Origin of the sequence: Limnohabitans sp. B9-3 (assembly GCF_002778325.1) — a bacterium.
GTDB classification, from domain to species: Bacteria; Pseudomonadota; Gammaproteobacteria; order Burkholderiales; family Burkholderiaceae_C; genus Limnohabitans; species Limnohabitans kasalickyi.
The window spans coordinates 25,351-43,964 of the sequence record NZ_NESI01000006.1 but is presented as its reverse complement, the minus strand read 5'-3'; the positions used below and the strand labels follow the sequence as shown (position 1 = coordinate 43,964).

12 protein-coding genes are annotated in these 18,614 nt (G+C 53.0%); 11 read left to right on the top strand and 1 reads right to left on the bottom strand.

The window, feature by feature from the left end:
- Positions 1-173 precede the first annotated feature (173 nt).
- From hrpA to B9Z42_RS10380, 11 genes are all read left to right on the top strand, one after another.
- Positions 174-4,226 carry an ATP-dependent RNA helicase HrpA gene (gene hrpA, locus B9Z42_RS10430; RefSeq protein ID WP_100133501.1) on the top strand — a complete coding sequence of 1,351 codons (4,053 nt, stop codon included), beginning with the start codon at positions 174-176 and terminating at the stop codon, positions 4,224-4,226.
- A 183-nt stretch (positions 4,227-4,409) separates the two neighbouring features.
- On the top strand, positions 4,410-5,621 hold the full coding sequence (locus tag B9Z42_RS10425) for an ABC transporter substrate-binding protein (RefSeq protein ID WP_233203605.1): 1,212 nt from the start codon (positions 4,410-4,412) through the stop codon (positions 5,619-5,621).
- A complete protein-coding gene (locus B9Z42_RS10420; RefSeq protein WP_100133326.1) occupies positions 5,621-6,544 on the top strand; it encodes a carbohydrate ABC transporter permease in 924 nt (307 codons plus the stop codon). The genes B9Z42_RS10425 and B9Z42_RS10420 overlap by 1 nt, the downstream gene beginning before the upstream one ends.
- Positions 6,541-7,383, top strand: coding sequence for a carbohydrate ABC transporter permease (locus tag B9Z42_RS10415; RefSeq protein ID WP_100133325.1), 843 nt, complete (start codon positions 6,541-6,543; stop codon positions 7,381-7,383). The genes B9Z42_RS10420 and B9Z42_RS10415 overlap by 4 nt, the downstream gene beginning before the upstream one ends.
- 17 nt (positions 7,384-7,400) lie before the next feature.
- On the top strand, positions 7,401-8,726 hold the full coding sequence (locus B9Z42_RS10410; RefSeq protein WP_100133324.1) for a GH1 family beta-glucosidase: 1,326 nt from the start codon (positions 7,401-7,403) through the stop codon (positions 8,724-8,726).
- Position 8,727: 1 nt separating this feature from the next.
- Positions 8,728-9,801, top strand: a complete 1,074-nt coding sequence (locus B9Z42_RS10405; protein WP_100133323.1) for an ABC transporter ATP-binding protein — start codon at positions 8,728-8,730, stop codon at positions 9,799-9,801.
- A 29-nt stretch (positions 9,802-9,830) separates the two neighbouring features.
- Positions 9,831-12,092, top strand: coding sequence for a glycosyl hydrolase (locus B9Z42_RS10400; protein ID WP_158235941.1), 2,262 nt, complete (start codon positions 9,831-9,833; stop codon positions 12,090-12,092).
- Between the two features lie 67 nt (positions 12,093-12,159).
- Positions 12,160-13,467 (top strand): hypothetical protein, encoded by a 1,308-nt coding sequence (locus tag B9Z42_RS10395; RefSeq protein ID WP_143474076.1) that lies wholly within the window; start codon positions 12,160-12,162, stop codon positions 13,465-13,467.
- Positions 13,451-14,398, top strand: a complete 948-nt coding sequence (locus B9Z42_RS10390; RefSeq protein ID WP_143474075.1) for a family 16 glycosylhydrolase — start codon at positions 13,451-13,453, stop codon at positions 14,396-14,398. The genes B9Z42_RS10395 and B9Z42_RS10390 overlap by 17 nt, the downstream gene beginning before the upstream one ends.
- Positions 14,399-14,515: 117 nt before the next feature.
- Positions 14,516-15,529 (top strand): LacI family DNA-binding transcriptional regulator, encoded by a 1,014-nt coding sequence (locus B9Z42_RS10385; RefSeq protein ID WP_233203603.1) that lies wholly within the window; start codon positions 14,516-14,518, stop codon positions 15,527-15,529.
- Between the two features lie 162 nt (positions 15,530-15,691).
- Positions 15,692-17,569, top strand: coding sequence for a hypothetical protein (locus B9Z42_RS10380; RefSeq protein WP_100133318.1), 1,878 nt, complete (start codon positions 15,692-15,694; stop codon positions 17,567-17,569).
- Between the two features lie 114 nt (positions 17,570-17,683).
- On the opposite strand, the gene B9Z42_RS10375 is transcribed toward B9Z42_RS10380, so the two are convergent.
- Positions 17,684-18,610 carry a class I SAM-dependent methyltransferase gene (locus tag B9Z42_RS10375; protein WP_100133317.1) on the bottom strand — a complete coding sequence of 309 codons (927 nt, stop codon included), beginning with the start codon at positions 18,608-18,610 and terminating at the stop codon, positions 17,684-17,686.
- Positions 18,611-18,614 lie beyond the last annotated feature (4 nt).

Genomic DNA, 18,614 nt, shown 5'->3' with positions numbered 1-18,614 from the left:
ACCCCTTAACTCCGAACGCATTGCCGAATTCACCTTTGAATGCCTCGCCGAATTCACTGCCACTTAACGCCACCCCGCCTTCAACGCCTGCGGCTGAGACCGCTCGCGTGGCCAAGCCGCTGAAGATAGAGTTTCCTGAGGGCTTGCCCGTCTCGGCGCGGCGCGACGAAATCATGGCCGCCATGCAGGCGCACCAAGTCATCATCGTGTGTGGTGAAACAGGTTCGGGCAAGACCACGCAGCTGCCCAAGATGGCGTTGATGCTGGGGCGTGGCGGGCAAAAGCAGGCTTCACAACAATTGGGTTCTGACCCCAATTCTTCTAATTCCTCGGGGCGTGGGCCGCGCCGCCAGATCATTGGTCACACGCAGCCGCGCCGCATTGCTGCCAGCTCGGTGGCCAAGCGCATTGCCGAAGAGCTGAACACGCCCTTGGGTGATGTGGTGGGTTTCAAGGTGCGGTTTCAAGACCGCCTGAGCAAGGACGCCTCGGTCAAGCTGATGACCGACGGTATTTTGTTGGCCGAAACGCAAAACGACCCGCTGCTCAAGGCCTACGACACCATCATCATTGACGAGGCCCACGAGCGCAGCCTGAACATTGACTTCCTTCTGGGCTACTTGCGCGAAATCTTGCCGCGTAGGCCGGACCTCAAAATCATCGTCACTTCGGCCACGATTGACGCCGACCGGTTTGCCCAACACTTCGCCTCTGCCAAAGGCCCCGCCCCGGTCTTGATGGTCTCGGGCCGAACCTTCCCTGTGGAGATGCGTTACCGCCCGTTTGAAGAAAGCCGTGATTACGACTTGAACAACGCCATCGCCGACGGCGTCGACGAGCTGTGGAGCAACCCCTCGCAGCAGGGCGACATCTTGGTGTTCTTGCCCGGCGAGCGTGAGATTCGCGAAGCGGCAGACCACCTGCGCGCCCATCTGAGCCACTCGCCCGTGATGCGCAGCGCCGAGGTGCTGCCGCTGTTTGCACGCCTGTCCAGCGCCGAGCAAGACCGCGTGTTTGACACCCGTGGCGGACGCCGCATTGTGTTGGCCACCAACGTGGCCGAAACCTCGCTGACGGTGCCTGGCATTCGCTACGTGATTGATGCTGGCAATGCCCGCGTCAAGCGCTACAGCTGGCGCAGCAAGGTGGAGCAGTTGATGGTCGAGCCCATCAGCCAAGCTGCGGCGAACCAGCGCGCAGGCCGTTGCGGTCGTGTGGCCAACGGCATTTGCATTCGCTTGTACGACGAGGTGGACTTCAACGGCCGCTCGCGCTTTACCGACCCCGAAATTTTGCGTTCATCGCTGGCCGGTGTAATTTTGCGCATGAAGGCGCTGCACTTGGGCAACGTGGAGCAGTTCCCGTTCTTGGAGGCCCCGCGCCCCAAAGCCATCGCCGACGGCTACCAACTGCTGAGCGAACTCGGCGCGGTGGACGACGACAACGAACTCACGCCCATGGGCCGCGAGCTGTCCAAACTGCCCCTAGACCCCCGTGTTGGCCGCATGATTTTGGAAGCGCGTGACCGCAACGCCTTGGACGAAGTACTGGTCATCGCCTCGGCCCTCAGCGTGCAAGACGTGCGCGACCGGCCCATGGAAGCGCAAGCCGCCGCCGACCAAGCCCACGCCAAGTTTGACGACGACCGCAGCGAATTCAGCGGCTACCTCAACCTGTGGAAGTGGCTAGACAACTCACGCGGTGGCAAGCAACACCTGCCAACTGCGGCAAATCCATTAATCGGGGTCAGATCCCAATTAAATAATCGGGATCTGACCCCCAATAAAGGCAAACCCAGCGTGGGTGTCACTGGGCATGCCGAGCACAAGCTGAGCAACCGCCAATACGAAGCGCTGTTGCGACAAAACTTCATCAACGTGCGTCGTGTGCGCGAATGGCGCGACACCCACTCGCAATTGCTGACCGTGGTGACCGAGCACAAGTGGCGCTTGAACCCTTTGCCCGCCAGCTACGAGCAATTGCATTTGTCGATGTTGGCGGGTTTGTTGGGCAACGTGGGTTTCAAGCTTGAGCCCGCCCAAGGACAAACCAGCAGCTACGAATATCTGGGGGCGCGCAGCATCAAGTTTTACCCACACCCCGGCGCGCATTTGCGCAAGAAGCCAGGGCGCTGGGTGGTGGTGGCCGAGTTGGTCGAGACCACGCGCCTGTTTGGTCGTGGTATCGCCGCTATCGAGCCGCAGTGGCTGGAGCAAGTCGGCGTCCATTTGCTCAAAAAGCAATTGCTCGACCCGCATTGGGAGAAGAAAGCGGGCGAAGTCAAAGCCTTAGAACGCGCCACCTTGTATGGCTTGGTGGTCTACAACGGCCGCCGCGTCAGCTACAGCAAAGTGGACTTGGCGGGTGCCCGCGAAATTTTCATTCGCGAAGCCTTGGTGGCGGGTGAGCTGGACACCAAACTGCCGTTCTTGGCCGCCAACCAAAAGCTCATCGCGCAAGTGGAAGAGCTGGAACACAAGTCGCGACGGCAAGACGTGCTGGTCGACGATGCGCTGATTTACGCCTTTTACGACCAGCAACTGCCCGCCGAGGTGTGCGGTTTGGTGACGCTGGAAACGTGGTACAGCGAAGAGGTGAAACGCCAGCCAAAACTGCTGCACCTCAGCCGCGAAGAGCTGATGCGACACCAAGCAGCCGGCATCACCACGCAAGCGTTCCCGAAGACGCTGCGCCTAGGCGGTGTGGACTGCCCGGCCGACTATTTGCACGAACCCGGCGATGCCAAAGACGGCTTGACCGTGACCGTGCCCCTGTTTGTGTTGAACCAAGTCAGCGAAGAACGCGCTGAGTGGTTGGTGCCGGGCATGCTGAACCAAAAAATTCATGCCTTGCTCAAAACCTTGCACCAACGCCCCCGCTCGCGCTTGGTGCCCTTGCCTGACAGCGCCGCTCGCTTGACCGAGGCCTTGTCTTCTGATGTGGCGTTTGGCTCAGGCCCCTTGGTGGACGCCTTGCTCAAGCTGGTGCGCGACGCCACGCAGGTAGACGTGAAACGTGCAGATTTCAAAGTCGACATGCTGGCCCCGCACCTGTTCATGAACTTTCGGGTGGTGGACGAGCACGGTCGGCAAATGGGCCACGGCCGCAACCTGGGCGCGTTGAAGGCCGAGTTGGGCACTCAAGCACGTGGCGCGTTTCAGGCGTTGGCGGCGCTCAAAGGCGTGGGCACGTTGTCGGTGGCGTCTGACGGGACGGATGCGGGTCAAGGTGGGCCGCAGGCTTCGGGCGCGCAGGGGCAGGGCTTTGCTGCGTCTGTGCGTGGCCCGGCTAACGCTTCGCGTGGCGCAAATGGTGCTGCACCAGGCCCAGGCCAAAAATCAGCCCCCGCCGAGCAGCGCTACACCACGTGGAGCTTTGGTGAGTTACCCGAGTTGATGGAAATCACCAAAGGCAACCAAACCATCATTGGCTTTCCCGCCTTGGTGGATGTGGGTGATGCTGTGTGCATTGAGGTCTTTGATGAGCCCGAAGTGGCAGCCACCAAACACCGCGCGGGCCTGCGCCGCTTGTTTGCCATGCAGATCAAAGATGCGCTCAAGTATTTGGAGAAAAACTTACCCGACCTGCAAAAAATCTCGGTCGCTTACATGTTGGTCGGCAAGTTACCCGATGGTTCGGGCGGTGGCACGGCCGAAGAGTTGAAACAGCAAATTTTGGACGTGGCCTTGGACCGTGCGTTCTTGCTCGACCCCTTACCCGCCAACGAGGCCGATTTCAAACGCCGCCTCGACGAAGGCCGTGGCCGACTCACCCTCATTGCCAACGAAGTGGCCCGCTTGGCCGCCATCGTGCTGACCGAGTTCGCCGCCGCCAACCGCAAAGTCAAAGACACCAAAACCAGCCCCGACAGCGTGGCCGACGCTGCCCAGCAACTGCAACGCTTGGTGGGCAAGCGCTTCATCACCGACACCCCATTCGCCCAACTGCAACACTTAGCCCGCTACCTCAAAGCCGTGGTTTTGCGCCTCGACAAACTGCGCGCTGACCCCGCACGCGACGCCGCCAAACTGGCCGAACTCAAACCGCTGGATCAAAAATATTGGCGCTTGGTGGCTGAGCGCAAAGGCGTGACCGACGCGCGCATGCAAGAGTTCAGGTGGCTACTGGAAGAGCTGCGCGTGAGCTTCTTCGCGCAAGAGTTGCGTACGCCCCAGCCTGTGAGTGTGAAGCGGCTGGATAAGGCTTGGGGGCAGTTGAGTTACTAACTTCTGATCGATTCAGACCATACCCAAGACCGCTAATTTTGCGACTTGACTGCGTTAGGTGTCGCTAGCAACTCTCTACCCATCCTCAGGGTAAACGTGGACTATTTTTTTCTTGAATCGTCTAAAATGAAAGCGCTTTCATTTTGGGGTTGTATGAAAAAATTTTCGTTGTCCATTCTTGCCATGCTGCTGGTTTTTAGCGCACATGCTGAGAGAAAAACCTTGACCGTTGCGGCCTACCCAGCGGTGGATGAAATCGTGAAGGCGGCGCTAGTGACGTGGCAAAAAAGCCACCCGGATGTCGATGTCAAAGTGGTGGGGCGTGAGTACGCGGACCATCACACGGCGATGACCACGGCGTTGGCAACCGCCACAGGATTGCCGGATGTGATGACGATTGAATATGGTTACTTGGGGCGTTTCGCGCAAAGCGGAGCCTTGGAGGATTTGAGTCAGCCGCCTTATCGCGCCCTGGATGCGTCTAAAAAAGTCGTATCTTTTGCGATGGCGCAAGGGCATACAGACAGCCAAGGTCAAACGGCCATGCCCACTGATATTGGTCCCGGTGCCATGTTTTTTAGACACGATCTCGCCCAAAAAGCCAAGGTGAAAGATACCGATCTGACCGAGTCATGGGACAGCTTTATTGAGAGTGGCAAAAAGATCAAGTCAGCCACAGGTGCTTATTTGGTGGCGCATGCTCGTGATGTCAAAGATATCGTCATTCGCACGGGTATTCCAGCGGATGAAGGGGTTTACTTTGATGCGAAGGGGCAGTCGGTGGTGGGGTCATCTCCGCGCTTCAAAAAAGGTTTTGAGTTGGCTAAAAAAATCAGGGCCGAGGGCTTGGATGCGAAAGTCAATGCATGGTCAGGTGAGTGGGGCGAGTCACTCAAGCGTGGCACGGTGTCAGTGCAAATGATGGGTGCGTGGCTGGGTGGGCATTTAGCCAACTGGCTGGCACCCAACACGGCTGGCATGTGGCGCTCTACGGTGCTGCCCGAGCGGGCGGCCACCTCATGGGGTGGGACCTTTTATGCCATTCCAAAAAAAGCACAAAACAAAGAGTTGGCTTGGAATTTGATTGCTTATCTCACGCTCAATCGTCAGCAGCAGCAGTTGGCTTTTGAAAAGTTCAACGCATTTCCTGCATTACTTGACGCGCAATCTGGCGCATTTTTTGAGCAACCTGTTGCCTTTTTAGGCGGACAAAAGGCACGCATGGAGTGGCGCAGCACTGCGGCGCAAATCAAGCCAACACGCGTTTTTAAGAACGACACGATTGCAGAAGAAATCGTCAACGCTGAGTTGGATTTGGTGCTGACCAAAGGCAAAGCTGTGGAGCAGGCGATCAAAGATGCAGACAGCCAAATTCAACGCCGTGCGAGACGCTGATGAAGCCCATCATCAAGCCCGCGGTTGCGCCCTATGTGCTGATCAGCCCATTCATCATTTTGTTTTTGGTGTTTGGCTTGTTCCCCATTTTGTTTTCCTTTGTGCTGATGTTTCACAGTTGGGACCCGGTCAAAGGTTTGGCATCGATGGAGTTTGTGGGGCTTGAGAATGTGTCTTTTGCTCTGGAAGATCCTTTGGTGTGGACCTCGCTGGGCAACACCCTTTGGCTCGCGGTTGTCTCGGGTTTGCCGCAGCACCTTGTTGCGATCCCGTTGGCTTATCTGATCAACGAAAAGCTAGGTCGATGGCGCAACGCGGTGATGGGTGCGTATTTCTTGCCCTACATCACCTCAACGGTGGCGATTGCCATGATGTTCAGCACCTTGTTCTCTACGGATTACGGCATGGTGAATGCCATGCTCACATCTCTGGCTAAGTCACAGGTTTTTGAACATCTCTTGCCCAGCGCAAATGTGGATTGGCTGGGCGATCCGCGCACCATCAAGCCGATTGTTGCTTTTGTCGTGTTTTGGCGGTATCTCGGGTTCAACGTGATTTTGTATGTGGCTGCGATGCAAGCCATTTCACGCGACCAATACGAGGCAGCACGCATGGATGGTGCGAAAAGCTTGCAGCAGTTTTGGTACATCACATTGCCTCAACTCAAGCCCATCATGTTTTTTGGGGTCACGCTCACCATCATTGGTGGCTTGCAGTTATTTGAAGAGCCGTTCATCTTGACGGGAGGCAAGGGCGGCATGGAGTACGCAGGCATGACCACCGCGATGTACATGTTCAGAACGGCGTTTGATTACAACGACTATGGACTAGCGAGCGCTATTTCTTGGATGCTGTTCATCATCATTCTTGCCATGACCGTCTTGACGAACCGGGCATTCAAAAGCAAAGAGGGGCAGTCATGAGTCATGTGCAACAAAGCGATGACAGCACATTGGGGTGGGGCGGGTGGATTGCGCTTTTGCTGGGTGCGGCCCTGATGCTTGGCCCGTTTTATTTCATGTTTGTGTTTGCCACACTGCCTAGAAGCGAGATTTTCAGCGTGCCACCGCCCCTGTTTTTTGGCGACCATTTCTTCACGAATATGGGGATCTTGATGAAGAAGATCCCTTTTTGGACCAACCTAGGCTGGTCGCTTTACGTGGGCATCATGAGCACGGGCTTGACGTTGCTGTTTTGTTCGATGGCGGGTTTCGCGTTTGCAGTCTACGAGTTTCGGTTCAAAAACGCCTTGTTTTCCTTGGTGATGGGCACGATGTTGGTGCCTGCCTTTTTGGGCATGATCCCCACGTTTTTGATCATGGATGCGCTCCACTGGATCGACCAACCACGAGCGCTTTACTTGCCGGGCGCCGCACCAGCGATGGGTATCTTTTTGATGCGTCAATACATCTCTTCAGCGATTCCTAAAGAGTTGATCGAAGCCGCACGGATGGACGGTTGTGGCGAGTTGCGCATCTATTGGAGTGTGGTTGTTCCTTTGCTTGGCCCAGCCTTTGGCACGTTAGGTTTGATTGCGTTCATTGCCTCTTGGAACAACTTTATTGGCCCGCTGGTGGTGATGCGTTCCCCTGAGATGTACACCTTTCCTCTTGCCTTGCGCAGCGTGCAAAGCCCCGTTGATACGGAGTGGGGCGCGTTGATGGCGGGCTCTGCCATTGCGGTGATTCCTCTGCTCATCATTTTTGTTTTTTCATCGCGCAGACTCATCGACGGATTGACGTCTGGCGCGGTTCGCGGTTGAACCTTAGTCATTTCAAAATGTATAAAAACACCATTCATCGCCGTCAGTTTCCAGCTGAATTTAAATGGGGGGTTGCGACCTCGTCTTTTCAAATTGAAGGTGCTCACCAAGCGGATGGCAAGGGCAAGTCGATTTGGGACACGTTTTGTGAAGACCCCAAAAACATTGCCGATCAATCGAACGGTGACCTCGCGTGCGACCACTATCACCTATGGCCACAAGATGTGGACATGATCGCTTCATTGGGGGTGAACGCCTATCGGTTTTCAATGTCTTGGCCCCGTGTTCAACCCGATGGTGAGGGCGAGTGGAACGAGGCTGGATTTAAGTTTTATGAGAACTTGATGACCGCACTCAAAAGCCGCGGTGTTGAGCTACATCTCACCCTCAATCACTGGGATTTGCCGCAAGCCTTGCAAGACAAGGGCGGTTGGGCCAATCGGGAGATTTGCAAAAAATTTGTTCGCTATGCCACAGAAGTTGCGCGTCGTTTTTCGCATCTGGTCGACAGTATCTGTACGCACAACGAGCCTTGGGTGGTGGCCATCTTGGGGCACGAACATGGCATCTTTGCGCCGGGCATTAAATCGCGTGCTGTTGCGATGATGGCCACGCACCATTTGTTGCTCAGCCACGGCATGGCTGTGAAAGCGATGCGCGAAATGGGCATTCAAACCCCCTTGGGGATTGTGCTCAATCTATCGCCGATTTACCCAGCCAGTGCTGATCCTGCTGATGTCGCGAAAGCTCATCTGGATGACGGTCTGAATTTGCGCTGGTACATGGACCCCTTAAGTCGGGGTTTTTATCCAGAGGATGTCATCGCGCATTTGGGCAGTGACATGCCAGAAGTGCAAGCGGGTGACATGGCCATGATTCACCAAAAGCTCGACTTCATTGGCGTGAATTACTACACACGTAATTTCTCGTCGACAGGCAACCCTTGGGATGTCAAAAGCACGGGCAATGAAGTGACTGATATGGGTTGGGAGGTTTATCCGCAAGGGTTGACTGAGTTGCTGTGTCGCCTGCACAAGGACTACGAACTGCCTGACGTGATGATCACCGAGAACGGTGCTGCGTTCAAAGATGCATTGGTTGATGGTGTGGTCGACGACGCATCACGCGTGAAGTACTTTCACGACCACATTGCTGCAACCCAAGACGCCATGGCGCAAGGCGTCCCTGTGACTGGCTATTTCGCTTGGAGTTTGATGGATAACTTTGAATGGGCCAGTGGCTATGAAAAGCGATTTGGACTGGTTTATGTGGACTACACCACTCAGAAGCGAACCTTGAAAAACAGCGCGCTGTGGTACCAAAAGTTTTTAGGCGGTAACTAAAGTGGCACACATTGAACTGAAAAATATCTCCAAAAGTTTTGGAGAAACCGTGGTCATTCCCCAACTGAATTTGCAGGTTCAGGACGGGGAGTTCATGGTGTTTGTGGGGCCATCAGGTTGCGGCAAATCCACCATGCTGCGCATGATTGCCGGTCTTGAGTCCATGACATCGGGTGATATTTTGATTGGTGGTGACATCGTCAATCAAAAGAGCCCGTCTGACCGTGGGGTCGCGATGGTGTTTCAAAGCTATGCCTTGTATCCCCACATGACAGTGGAAGAAAACATGGGTTTTAGTTTGCGAATGGCAGGTTTGTCAAAAGCCGCCATTTCAGAGTTGGTGTTGAGCACGGCCGAAAAATTGCGCCTGACCCCCTTGCTCAAGCGTTATCCCAAGCAGTTGTCTGGAGGGCAACGCCAGCGGGTGGCGATTGGTCGCGCCATCGTGAGACGGCCCAAGGTTTTCTTGTTTGATGAGCCACTTTCTAATTTGGATGCGGCACTGCGCGTTCAGATGCGTATTGAGTTGGCCAAGCTGCACGCCGATCTCAAGACGACCATGATTTACGTGACGCACGATCAGACAGAAGCCATGACATTGGGCAGCCGCATTGCTGTGTTTAACCAAGGTCGCATTGAGCAAGTTGGGCGTCCTATGGAGCTCTATGCCTCACCAGCCAACACGTTTGTGGCCCAATTTTTGGGCACGCCCAAAATCAATTTGCTGCCCTACACCTTGGATACATCTCTCGATGTAATTCAGATCGGAGCAGACGTCTTGGCTGCGAATGCGCACTTCGCTGTGATCAAACACAAGTTGATGCAAGGTTCAAAGCTGGGTGTTCGGCCTGAGAACCTCACGATTGCCGACACAGGTTTGAAAGGAGTGATTGAGTTCATGGAGAACCTAGGCGACGCCACGATTGTCTATGTGCGCATGCCTCACTTGCCAGAACTCCTCACTGTCAAGCTCACACATGACGCCGGCGCCATGTCCATGGGGCAGACGATTCACTTGTCCCCGGATTGGAAAAACTTATTGGTCTTTGATGCACAGGGATGCTTGGTGCATTGACCTGGCCAACATTGGAAAAACATACCGTGATGAAAAAACTCAATGCACTCGTGGCGACGCTGTTATTGACAGCCGCGCTTTCTCATGCTTCCACAGGTGTCGTTCAGGTGGGAGCGGGTGGCTGGCGAACTCAGACCAGTACAGCCGATCAAAAAGTACCTGAAGCGCCATTTCGCACCCCAGAGATGCTGCAACGCGCCGCGCCCACAAACCAGTGGTATTCGTCGGTGATGTTCACACGCTGGTCTGAGGTCTTGCATGCTTTGCCTTTGACGGCCAAAGCAACGGAGAAGGGCCTAGAGATTGGGTTCCCTAAAAAGGTCATCACGCCAACAGACCGCAAAGACGTTGAGGTGACTTACCCGCATGCAGCAGACATCACGCTGAGACCTTTGAGCTTTCAACCTGAAGCGGCATTGCTAGCGGGCCATGGTGACTGGTCCGTTGACATTCGTTTCCCCAGCAAAGATCAGTCGCTCACAACGACGATTGCGCATGGCAGTCCGTTCGTGTTTGCAACTTTGAGTCAGGGTGATTTGGGGTTAGATTTCGGTGCTGATTTGCAAGCACATATTTGGTCCAAAGATGCGCGCGTCTTGATCATCAAGGGCGGATCTAAAACATATGCTGCTTTTGCCCCCACGGGGGGTACCTGGCAACAGGGAGGGCGAGCTTGGACTTTGAATTTGCCAGCGGCCAAACGCTACATGTCTGTAGCGGTCATGCCCAATGAGCTTGACGGCACAGTGCATCAGTTCTTGGCTAGCGCTTACAGCCACATCAGCAACACCAAAGCAGAGTTTCGTGTCGACCAAGACAAGAGCGAAGTGGTGACTTCATTTCATGTAGAGACTCAAACCAAAGAAGGCGCACAAGCGCCAACCATCGTAGGTCTCTATCCGCACCATTACTTTGGCAACAAAGAGCTTCCGTCCGTTGCAGTTGGTACATTGCCCAGCATTCGTGGTGAGTTGAAGTTTTATGCCTCAAATAGTTTCACAACGAGACATGTTTCTCAGGGCTTTGTGCCGTATTGGCCGGGCGTCAAAGACCCGAAGAGTAGCCAAGCGATTGTGTCTAACTTGTCCAAAGAATCGAGCCGTGCGCGACGCATGATGCTTGAAATCGGTCAAGGTCCCTATTGGCAAGGCAAGGGTCTTCAGCGTATCAGCCAGTTGATGACGGTGGCCGATGTGCAAGGCGAAACGGCAACCCGCGATAAATTACTAGCGCTCATTAAAAAACGTGCGGAAGAATGGCTGTCAGGGCAAAGCGACCGTACTTACTTTCACTACAGCCCAACACTGGGCACGGTGGCGAGTTATCCCGAGGAATACGATGCCGTCAAGGACATGAATGACCACCATTTCCACTACGGTTACTGGATTCGTGCAGCAGCCGATATTGGCATGCGAGACCCTGAGTGGATCAAGGCAGAGAAGTGGGGCGGCATGATCGATCTGCTGGTGGCCGACATCGCAACCGCACAACGTGGCCGAAAAGACTTTCCTTATTTGCGTAACTTTGACCCGTATGAAGGGCACTCTTGGGCGTCGGGTACGGGGATGTCACCCGATGGCAACAACCAAGAGTCATCGTCTGAAGCCATCAATGCGTGGGTGGGGTTGATGTTGTGGGGTAGCTTGCAGGGGCGTCAAGATTTGGTTGATCTGGGCACTTATTTGTACGCCACGGAAATTCAATCCATCAACCACTACTGGTTTGACATCCATGGCTTGACCTTACCGCCTGAGTACAAAAACGTCGAAGTCAGCATGCTGTTTGGTGGCAAGTTGGCGCACAACACATGGTGGATTGATGAGCCACGACAAATTCACGGCATCAATTTGTTGCCGTTGACCGCATCGTCGACTTACCTGGCTGCGAGTCCTGCTTTTACGCACAAAAATATGGCGGCCTTGGAGCAAGAAATTGACATTTATCAGGGCAGGGGTAAGCGCGCAAAGCCCGACGATATTTGGCAAGACTTGTTTGCCAAATACGTTGCGCTGGTCGATCCTAAAAAAGGCCTTGAGCTCTGGAAAGAATGGGGTTCTATCGAGCTTGGAGACACCCGAACGCATGCGCAACATTGGTTGTTTTTTCTGAATGAAGTGGGTACACCTGACTTGGGCATCACGGCGAACACCAAGTTTTATGCCAGTTTTAAAGCAGCCAATGGCAAGCGCACCTACATGGCTTACAACCCGACAAGGTCGCCTGTGGATGTTCGTTTCAGCGATGGGCAAGTCTTGAAAGCTCTACCTTTAGTTCTCACGGTTTCACCCTGAAATACTTTCTGAATTAAGGGAAAACCACAATCTTTCTAACAAGTTTGTTGCGCTCAAATATGTTTCCATGAAAGCGCTTTCATTAAGGAAAAAAATGAATTTACTCTATAAAAAAATCTCTGGGGTCATAGCACTGACTATTCCAGCCTTTGTTGGTGCGGTCGACATTGGGCCATTGACTCTCAATGGATTTGTCAAAATTGAAACATCCCGTGCGACTAATCAATGTTCGGACTGTCAATTGTTTCCAAACGAAGCCCGCCACCGCCCTTGGGCTGATGAGATTGCCAATGGCAAAGTGTATGGAACCAAGGGGGGGAACGTCAGCCTCGCACAACCTTATATCGGCACCAAAGAGTTTGATTTGGGGCAGGGCTTCAAAGTCAAAGGGCTGCTCAGTCAACGTTGGCGTGATGGCAAGGTCGACATTCCTGGCGTCTGGTACGAAAAAAATGCCACTCTTTTGCACGAAGACTATGGCAGTTTGCAAGTTGGTGCATTTCCCACCAGAGGATGGAGCGTTGCGGACTTTCCTTATGGGACAAAATTTGGTGTTGCAGATCCGTGGGCTTCTAGTGGTGCCGGGTATGGTTTGTTAACCAATGCGGTTCGTTACGGTTTGCCACTGATGGATGTCAACGGCGGTGACTTGCACCTCGAGCTGACTTACGACCAAGGCGGTGCAGGATATTCAAAGCACAAACCACAGTTTTACGAGGTTTATGCCAAATACGTGAATGGTCCGTTGATTTTGGATGCCACAGCACAGTCTGCAACGAACGGTATGCCCATGGCTTGGGGGCATGGACCTTTCAAAGGCATCACCAATGATGCTTCGAAAGAAAATTTGATTGCCGAGGGCAACAAGCAATCCATTGTGATGTTGATGTCTCGCTATCAGATGAACGCCAAGACCGAGGTCTTGACTGGCATTCGTTTCAATCGCTGGAGCGGAAACAAAGCGACATGGTTAGGTCAAGATGCACAAGGCAATGACTTGTGGAACGACATGTTCAACATCAGCAGCCTCACAGGACCGAGTTACAGCGCGACGTCCACCGACTTCAGCTTGGGTGTTGTTTACAAGTTCATGCCCAAGTGGTCCGTGAATACAGGCGTGGTTTATTTGGGTAAAGCCAACACCAGCAACCCGGTCGAACGTGGCCAATCGAACAGCATGATGCTCAATACTTTAGGTGTTGGTTACGAAATTGAACCAGGATTCTCTGTCTACGGTTTTGGTGGCATGGTGAATTTCGGCCACAAAGGTTTAGCACCTTTGAGCATGCCCGGGCACGCAGCTTTCACAGGTGTCGACTCACGCGTCGCTAAATCAGGGAACTGGGCAGGGGTGGGTCTTGTTTACACGTTCTAAATTTAAGCTCGCAATTCTCAGCCTTGCAAGTTTGACAGCTTGTGGTGGTGGTGGTGGTGGTGGTGATCTCATCACAGCTGTTAGTCTTGATCTGACGCTTCCCAGTGCCTATATATTGAAATGGTCTGATGAGTTTTCATTGCCCGGAAGTCCGAGTAGTACTTGGTCTTATGACATTGGATCCCCATTATTGGGTGGATCGGTTTGGGGGAATGCTGAAAAACAGTATTACACCGCTCAAGCTAAGAACTCGTTCATTGATGCAAATGGTCAATTGGTGATCCAGCCGGTTGTGGGAATTACTGCTGATGACATGGCTAAGGGTGACTCTGCTAACCAACCTGATGTATTGAGCGCCATACAAGCCCGTGGTGTTAGCGTCACTTCAGCGCGAATGCACACCAATACGCCTAGTTATTTCGCGGCATTGAATTCAACACCGTATGGGTTCTATGAAATTCGTGCAAAAGTTCCATGTGTGGCAGGCGCTTGGCCAGCCATTTGGATGATGGGCAGGGCAGGAGTTTGGCCTGCGCGCGGTGAGATCGACATCATGGAATGGTTTGGCGGCCAATTCACAGCACAACCTAACCAAGTTCAGTCGGGTGTCCATTCGACCACCAACCATTGGGGTACTTCGGCTGGTCTTTTATATGCCAAGGCCAACGTTGCGAATATGTGCACCGAGTTTCACAAATTTCAATTGCATTGGAGTGCTAACGAAATTTTGATGGGTGTGGACGGTACGCCGACGTTTTCATTTAAGAGGCCCGCAAATGCAACTTCAGATAATTGGCCTTTTTCGCAGCCTGCTTTTGTTCTTTTGAATGTCGCCGTAGGCGGTAATTTAGGAGGCGTTTTCAATGCTGGAGACTTGCCAAACATGACCATGAAAGTCGATTATGTGAAAGTTTGGCAACCGCCTTCATGATTGACAATAGGTGTTGCTTCCAAAAGTCATAACTTTAGAACGCATGCAACTCATAACCTGTCAATTTTATAGATCATGCCCTCAACTACAGCCATAACTCCCCGCGCCACATTGGGTATGGTGGCAAAAAAAGCTGGGGTGTCACCTAGCACGGTGTCTCGAATCCTGAATGGGACAGCACAGGTCAGTGATGATAAAAAAGCGCTAGTAAAGGCAGTGATCAAGGAGCTTGGTTTCCGACCTGACCCTGCGGCGCGGAGTCTTGCTGGCGGACGCACCATGAGCATTGGTGTCCTCACGCAATTTATCGATAGCCCCTATTACGGTGAGGCTTTGCGTGGGATTGAAGATGAGCTCAACAATGCGCATTACTCGCCGCTTTTTGTAAGTGGTCACTGGAACGAGGCAGAAGAGCAAAAACGCATCCAACTTTTGCTTGATAGAAAAGTAGATGGCATCATTGTTTTAACTGGCAAGCTCTCAGATGACACACTGATTGAACTCGCAAAGTCAATTCCGGTTGTAGTGACAGGTCGCCAACTTAGCGGAATCAATTTATTCAGTATTGACTTCGACAATGCCGAAGGTGCGGCCCAAGCGGTCAAGCATCTGAATCGTTTGGGACATCAAAAGGTGGCCTTTTTATCGGGGCCCTTGGATCACCCCGATGCTAAGCAACGCCTACACGGCTTTAAAAAAGAATTGAAGCGTTTGAAAATGTTCAGTGACAAGAACCTCGTGATTGAGAGTGACTTCCTTGAGTCAGGTGGATTTCGTGCGGTTAATTCACTTTTAGCCAATAAAACAGAATTCACGGCCATCATTGCTGCTAACGATCAAATGGCCTATGGCGCTCGGTTGGCACTCCACAAAGCTGGTTTGAGCGTGCCCGAAGATGTTTCCCTCATTGGTTTTGATGACTTGCCACATTCAGCGTTTACGCTACCGCCTCTCACTTCGGTGCGTCAATCTGTTTATGAAATTGGGGTGTCTGCGGCAAAGGCTATGTTCGATTTGATCAACAAAAAAAATCCACCTTCACAGATCGTTGAAGCCGAATTAATTGTGAGAGAGTCAACTGCTCAAAGCCCTTTTTCGATGACGAAGTTATCCATATCCTGCACGTCTTAATTTGGGTGACCTGTACTTTTTAAGTTCTGCAAGGGTATATCCCTAAGATTTCATATTGACGGTTCTGGTTCTTTCTTTTATATTTCATGAAAGCGCTTTCAGAAAGCGGTTTCATGATGCGCTTTATCCACGGTCAAATTTCAAAGAATCAAGGGGACAACTATGGTGAACAACAGTAAGGGCGCTACCCGCAGTAGCTTCGGTGCGATGGGTACGTCATTGAGCGTTTTGATGGCTGCCGTTTTGAGCGCTTGTGGCGGGGGCGGTACAACAGGAAGCACTTTGTCTGGTGCTGTCATGGATGGTTATCTGAAAGGTGCAACGGTCTGTTTGGACACAAACGGAAACGGCGCATGTGATACCGGTGAACCATCCGCAACCACGGGAGATCGTGGTGCCTACAAACTAGAAATTTCCAAAGAATTGGATGTCAGCGCATTGCATTTGATTGCTAAGGTGCCAGCAACAGCGATTGATGAGGATACCGGTGCTGCTGTAGGCAAGGAGTATCAATTGCAATCACCCGCCGCTATGGCGGCTGTGGTCTCGCCGTTGACAACGGTCGTTTCTAGCCACATGCGCAATGGCCAAGATATGAACACAGCCAAGGCCAGTGCAAAAGCAAGCCTTAACATCACAGACGCTTCATTTGCATTTGACAAAGATTTTGTTGCTACACAAGACACCAAAGCCCACAACGTTGCAAAAGTGCTGGCGCGCAAATTGAGCTTGACGGGTGACAAAACTGCGACAGCGGTGCTGAGCAGTGTGACTGCGATGGCGAGCACACTTCAAACCGCTTATGCGTCTACGACTGCAATTAAGCCTGCTGATCTCGACACTATGGTGGGCGCCTTGACGAATGGCGGTACTTCTACAGCGGGCTGTTCTACGGGTGTTCTCTTGTGTTTTGATGAGGCGACGGCGGCTGCCTTGACTGGCTTTGGTGGCTTAGAAGGCGCTAACCAGTTGGCGATCGTTACTGATCCCGCAGGTGGCAATGGAAAGGTACTCAAGGTTGTCAAAATGGCTGAAAACGAGACGTGGGCAGGTGTGACCTTGTCTACACTCGCGAATCAAGCCGTCACTCAAATTCCATTGAGTCAAACCAAAAAGACTTTGACCCTTCGTGTCTATAGCCCTGCTGCCGGATTACCCGTTCGGTTGAAGTTGGAGGATGCATCTGACAACACCCATACCGTTGAAGTGGAAGTAAGCACCACAAAAGCCAACGAGTGGGAAACTCTGAGCTTCGATTTCAGTAAGCAAGCCACTGGAACAGCGGCGCTAAATCTTGCGTACACATTCAATAAAGTTAGCGTATTTCCGCACTTCGGTAGCAAACCAAGCGCTGCTAAAACTTTCTACTTTGACGATTTGGCTTTGTCGGACCAAGCAAGCGGTGGTGGCAATAACAGCACTAGTAACACGGCGGCTCTCGTTTTTGCAAGTGGTTATACCGCCGTAAATGCGGCTGATGTGGGTTACGCCTATCAAGGCCTCACGACTCAGGGCGGTGCGTTCAATTGGACTGTTGCCAACGGTGCTACTTACGGATGGGGTGGCAGTGATTTCTGGTGGTCGGGCGTTGCCTCTGCTGATGCAGTTCCTAACTTCTATTGGGGCGGCAAAGGTAAGTCAGATCAAGACTACATGGAAAGTTGGGTGAATGCACCAAGTAACGCAACAGTTACCCTTACGGGCCAAACGAAACTTCGCATCGCTGTTTGGGGTAACGATCAATTGGTGGGCTCACCACGCTTTACGCCAGTGATCCAATTGGCAGCTACAAATGGTTGTTATCCAAGAGCCGAAGGCACGCCACTGACGCCTGTCAGTGCAGGTGCAGATGCCGCTACCTACAACGTAGCTTTGAGCACGTTCACTGTTGTCGAGAATTGTGGAACTACGATGACAACGTCAGCCTTCATGGCTCAACCTATCGGTTCTGTGCGTGTTCGCCTTTACAAGGCCAATTACTACACGCAAGGGGATGCGCCTAACGGCATCAACTTAGGGCCAATCTCCTTTCAGCCTTAATCTTTAATCTCATCTGAACTGTGGTTGATGCTTGCTGCCTTGGCAAGTATCACCACAGCTTTTTTATATGCTGAATTTCAAGAAGTAACGCTATGTTTTGCGCGGTGCTTCAACTCACTTAAGAGCAGAGCACTTATAAACCAACACCTTCAACGACCGCTCCTCCGACACATCTGCAAACACCGCAGGGTTGGCGATGCGCTGAACGTAGCGCAACTCAGGTGCCAGTTCTTGCATGTGGTTTTGCAAGAAAGACAAGCCCAATTCAGGCGCGTTGAGGCACAAAAGTGCATGGCCATCGGGGGCCAGCAGCTCTGGCAAACGGCGCATCAAACGGGCGTAGTCTTTGGTGGCGACAAAGCTGCCTTTTTGGTAGCTGGGTGGGTCCACGATGATGAGTCCGTATGGGCCGCCTCGTGTAATTTTTCCCCATGTCTTGAAGATGTCGTGACCCAAGAAACTGGCACCGGTAGTGATGCCGTTGAGTTGGTGGTTTTGCTGGCCAATGGCTAAGGCGCCTTGGCTCATGTCCAAGTTCATCACGCTTTTGGCACCGGCCTGTAGGGCCACGACCGAGAAGGCGCTGGTGTAGGCAAACAGGTTGAGCACTTTGAGTTTGGGGTGTGCGGCCACATGCTCACGCACCCAGCGACGGCCTTCGGCCATGTCCAGAAACAGGCCATGGTTTTGGCCTTTGAGCACATGTACCCGAAAGCGCGCGCCTTGCTCGGTGACCACATGGGGCTCGGGCACACTGCCCGCCATGAGGCGCGTTTCGGCTTGGCTGTCGTGCCGGCATTGAAACACCCAGTTCAGTGGCTGATCGGGGGCGAGTTGTTGCCAGCGTTGCGTCAACGTGTCATGCACAGCGGCCAACTCGGCCTCGCTGGCTGGTTGAAAGCTGGTGAGTACAAAGGCGGGCGGGAAGGCGTCGAGCGCCCAATGTTCGCAACCTGGGTACATGCCTCCTCGACCGTGAAACACCCGTTGGGCGTCTGTGGGCAGGGCCATCGTGGCGATGGCGTTGAGCAAGGCTTGCATCTCT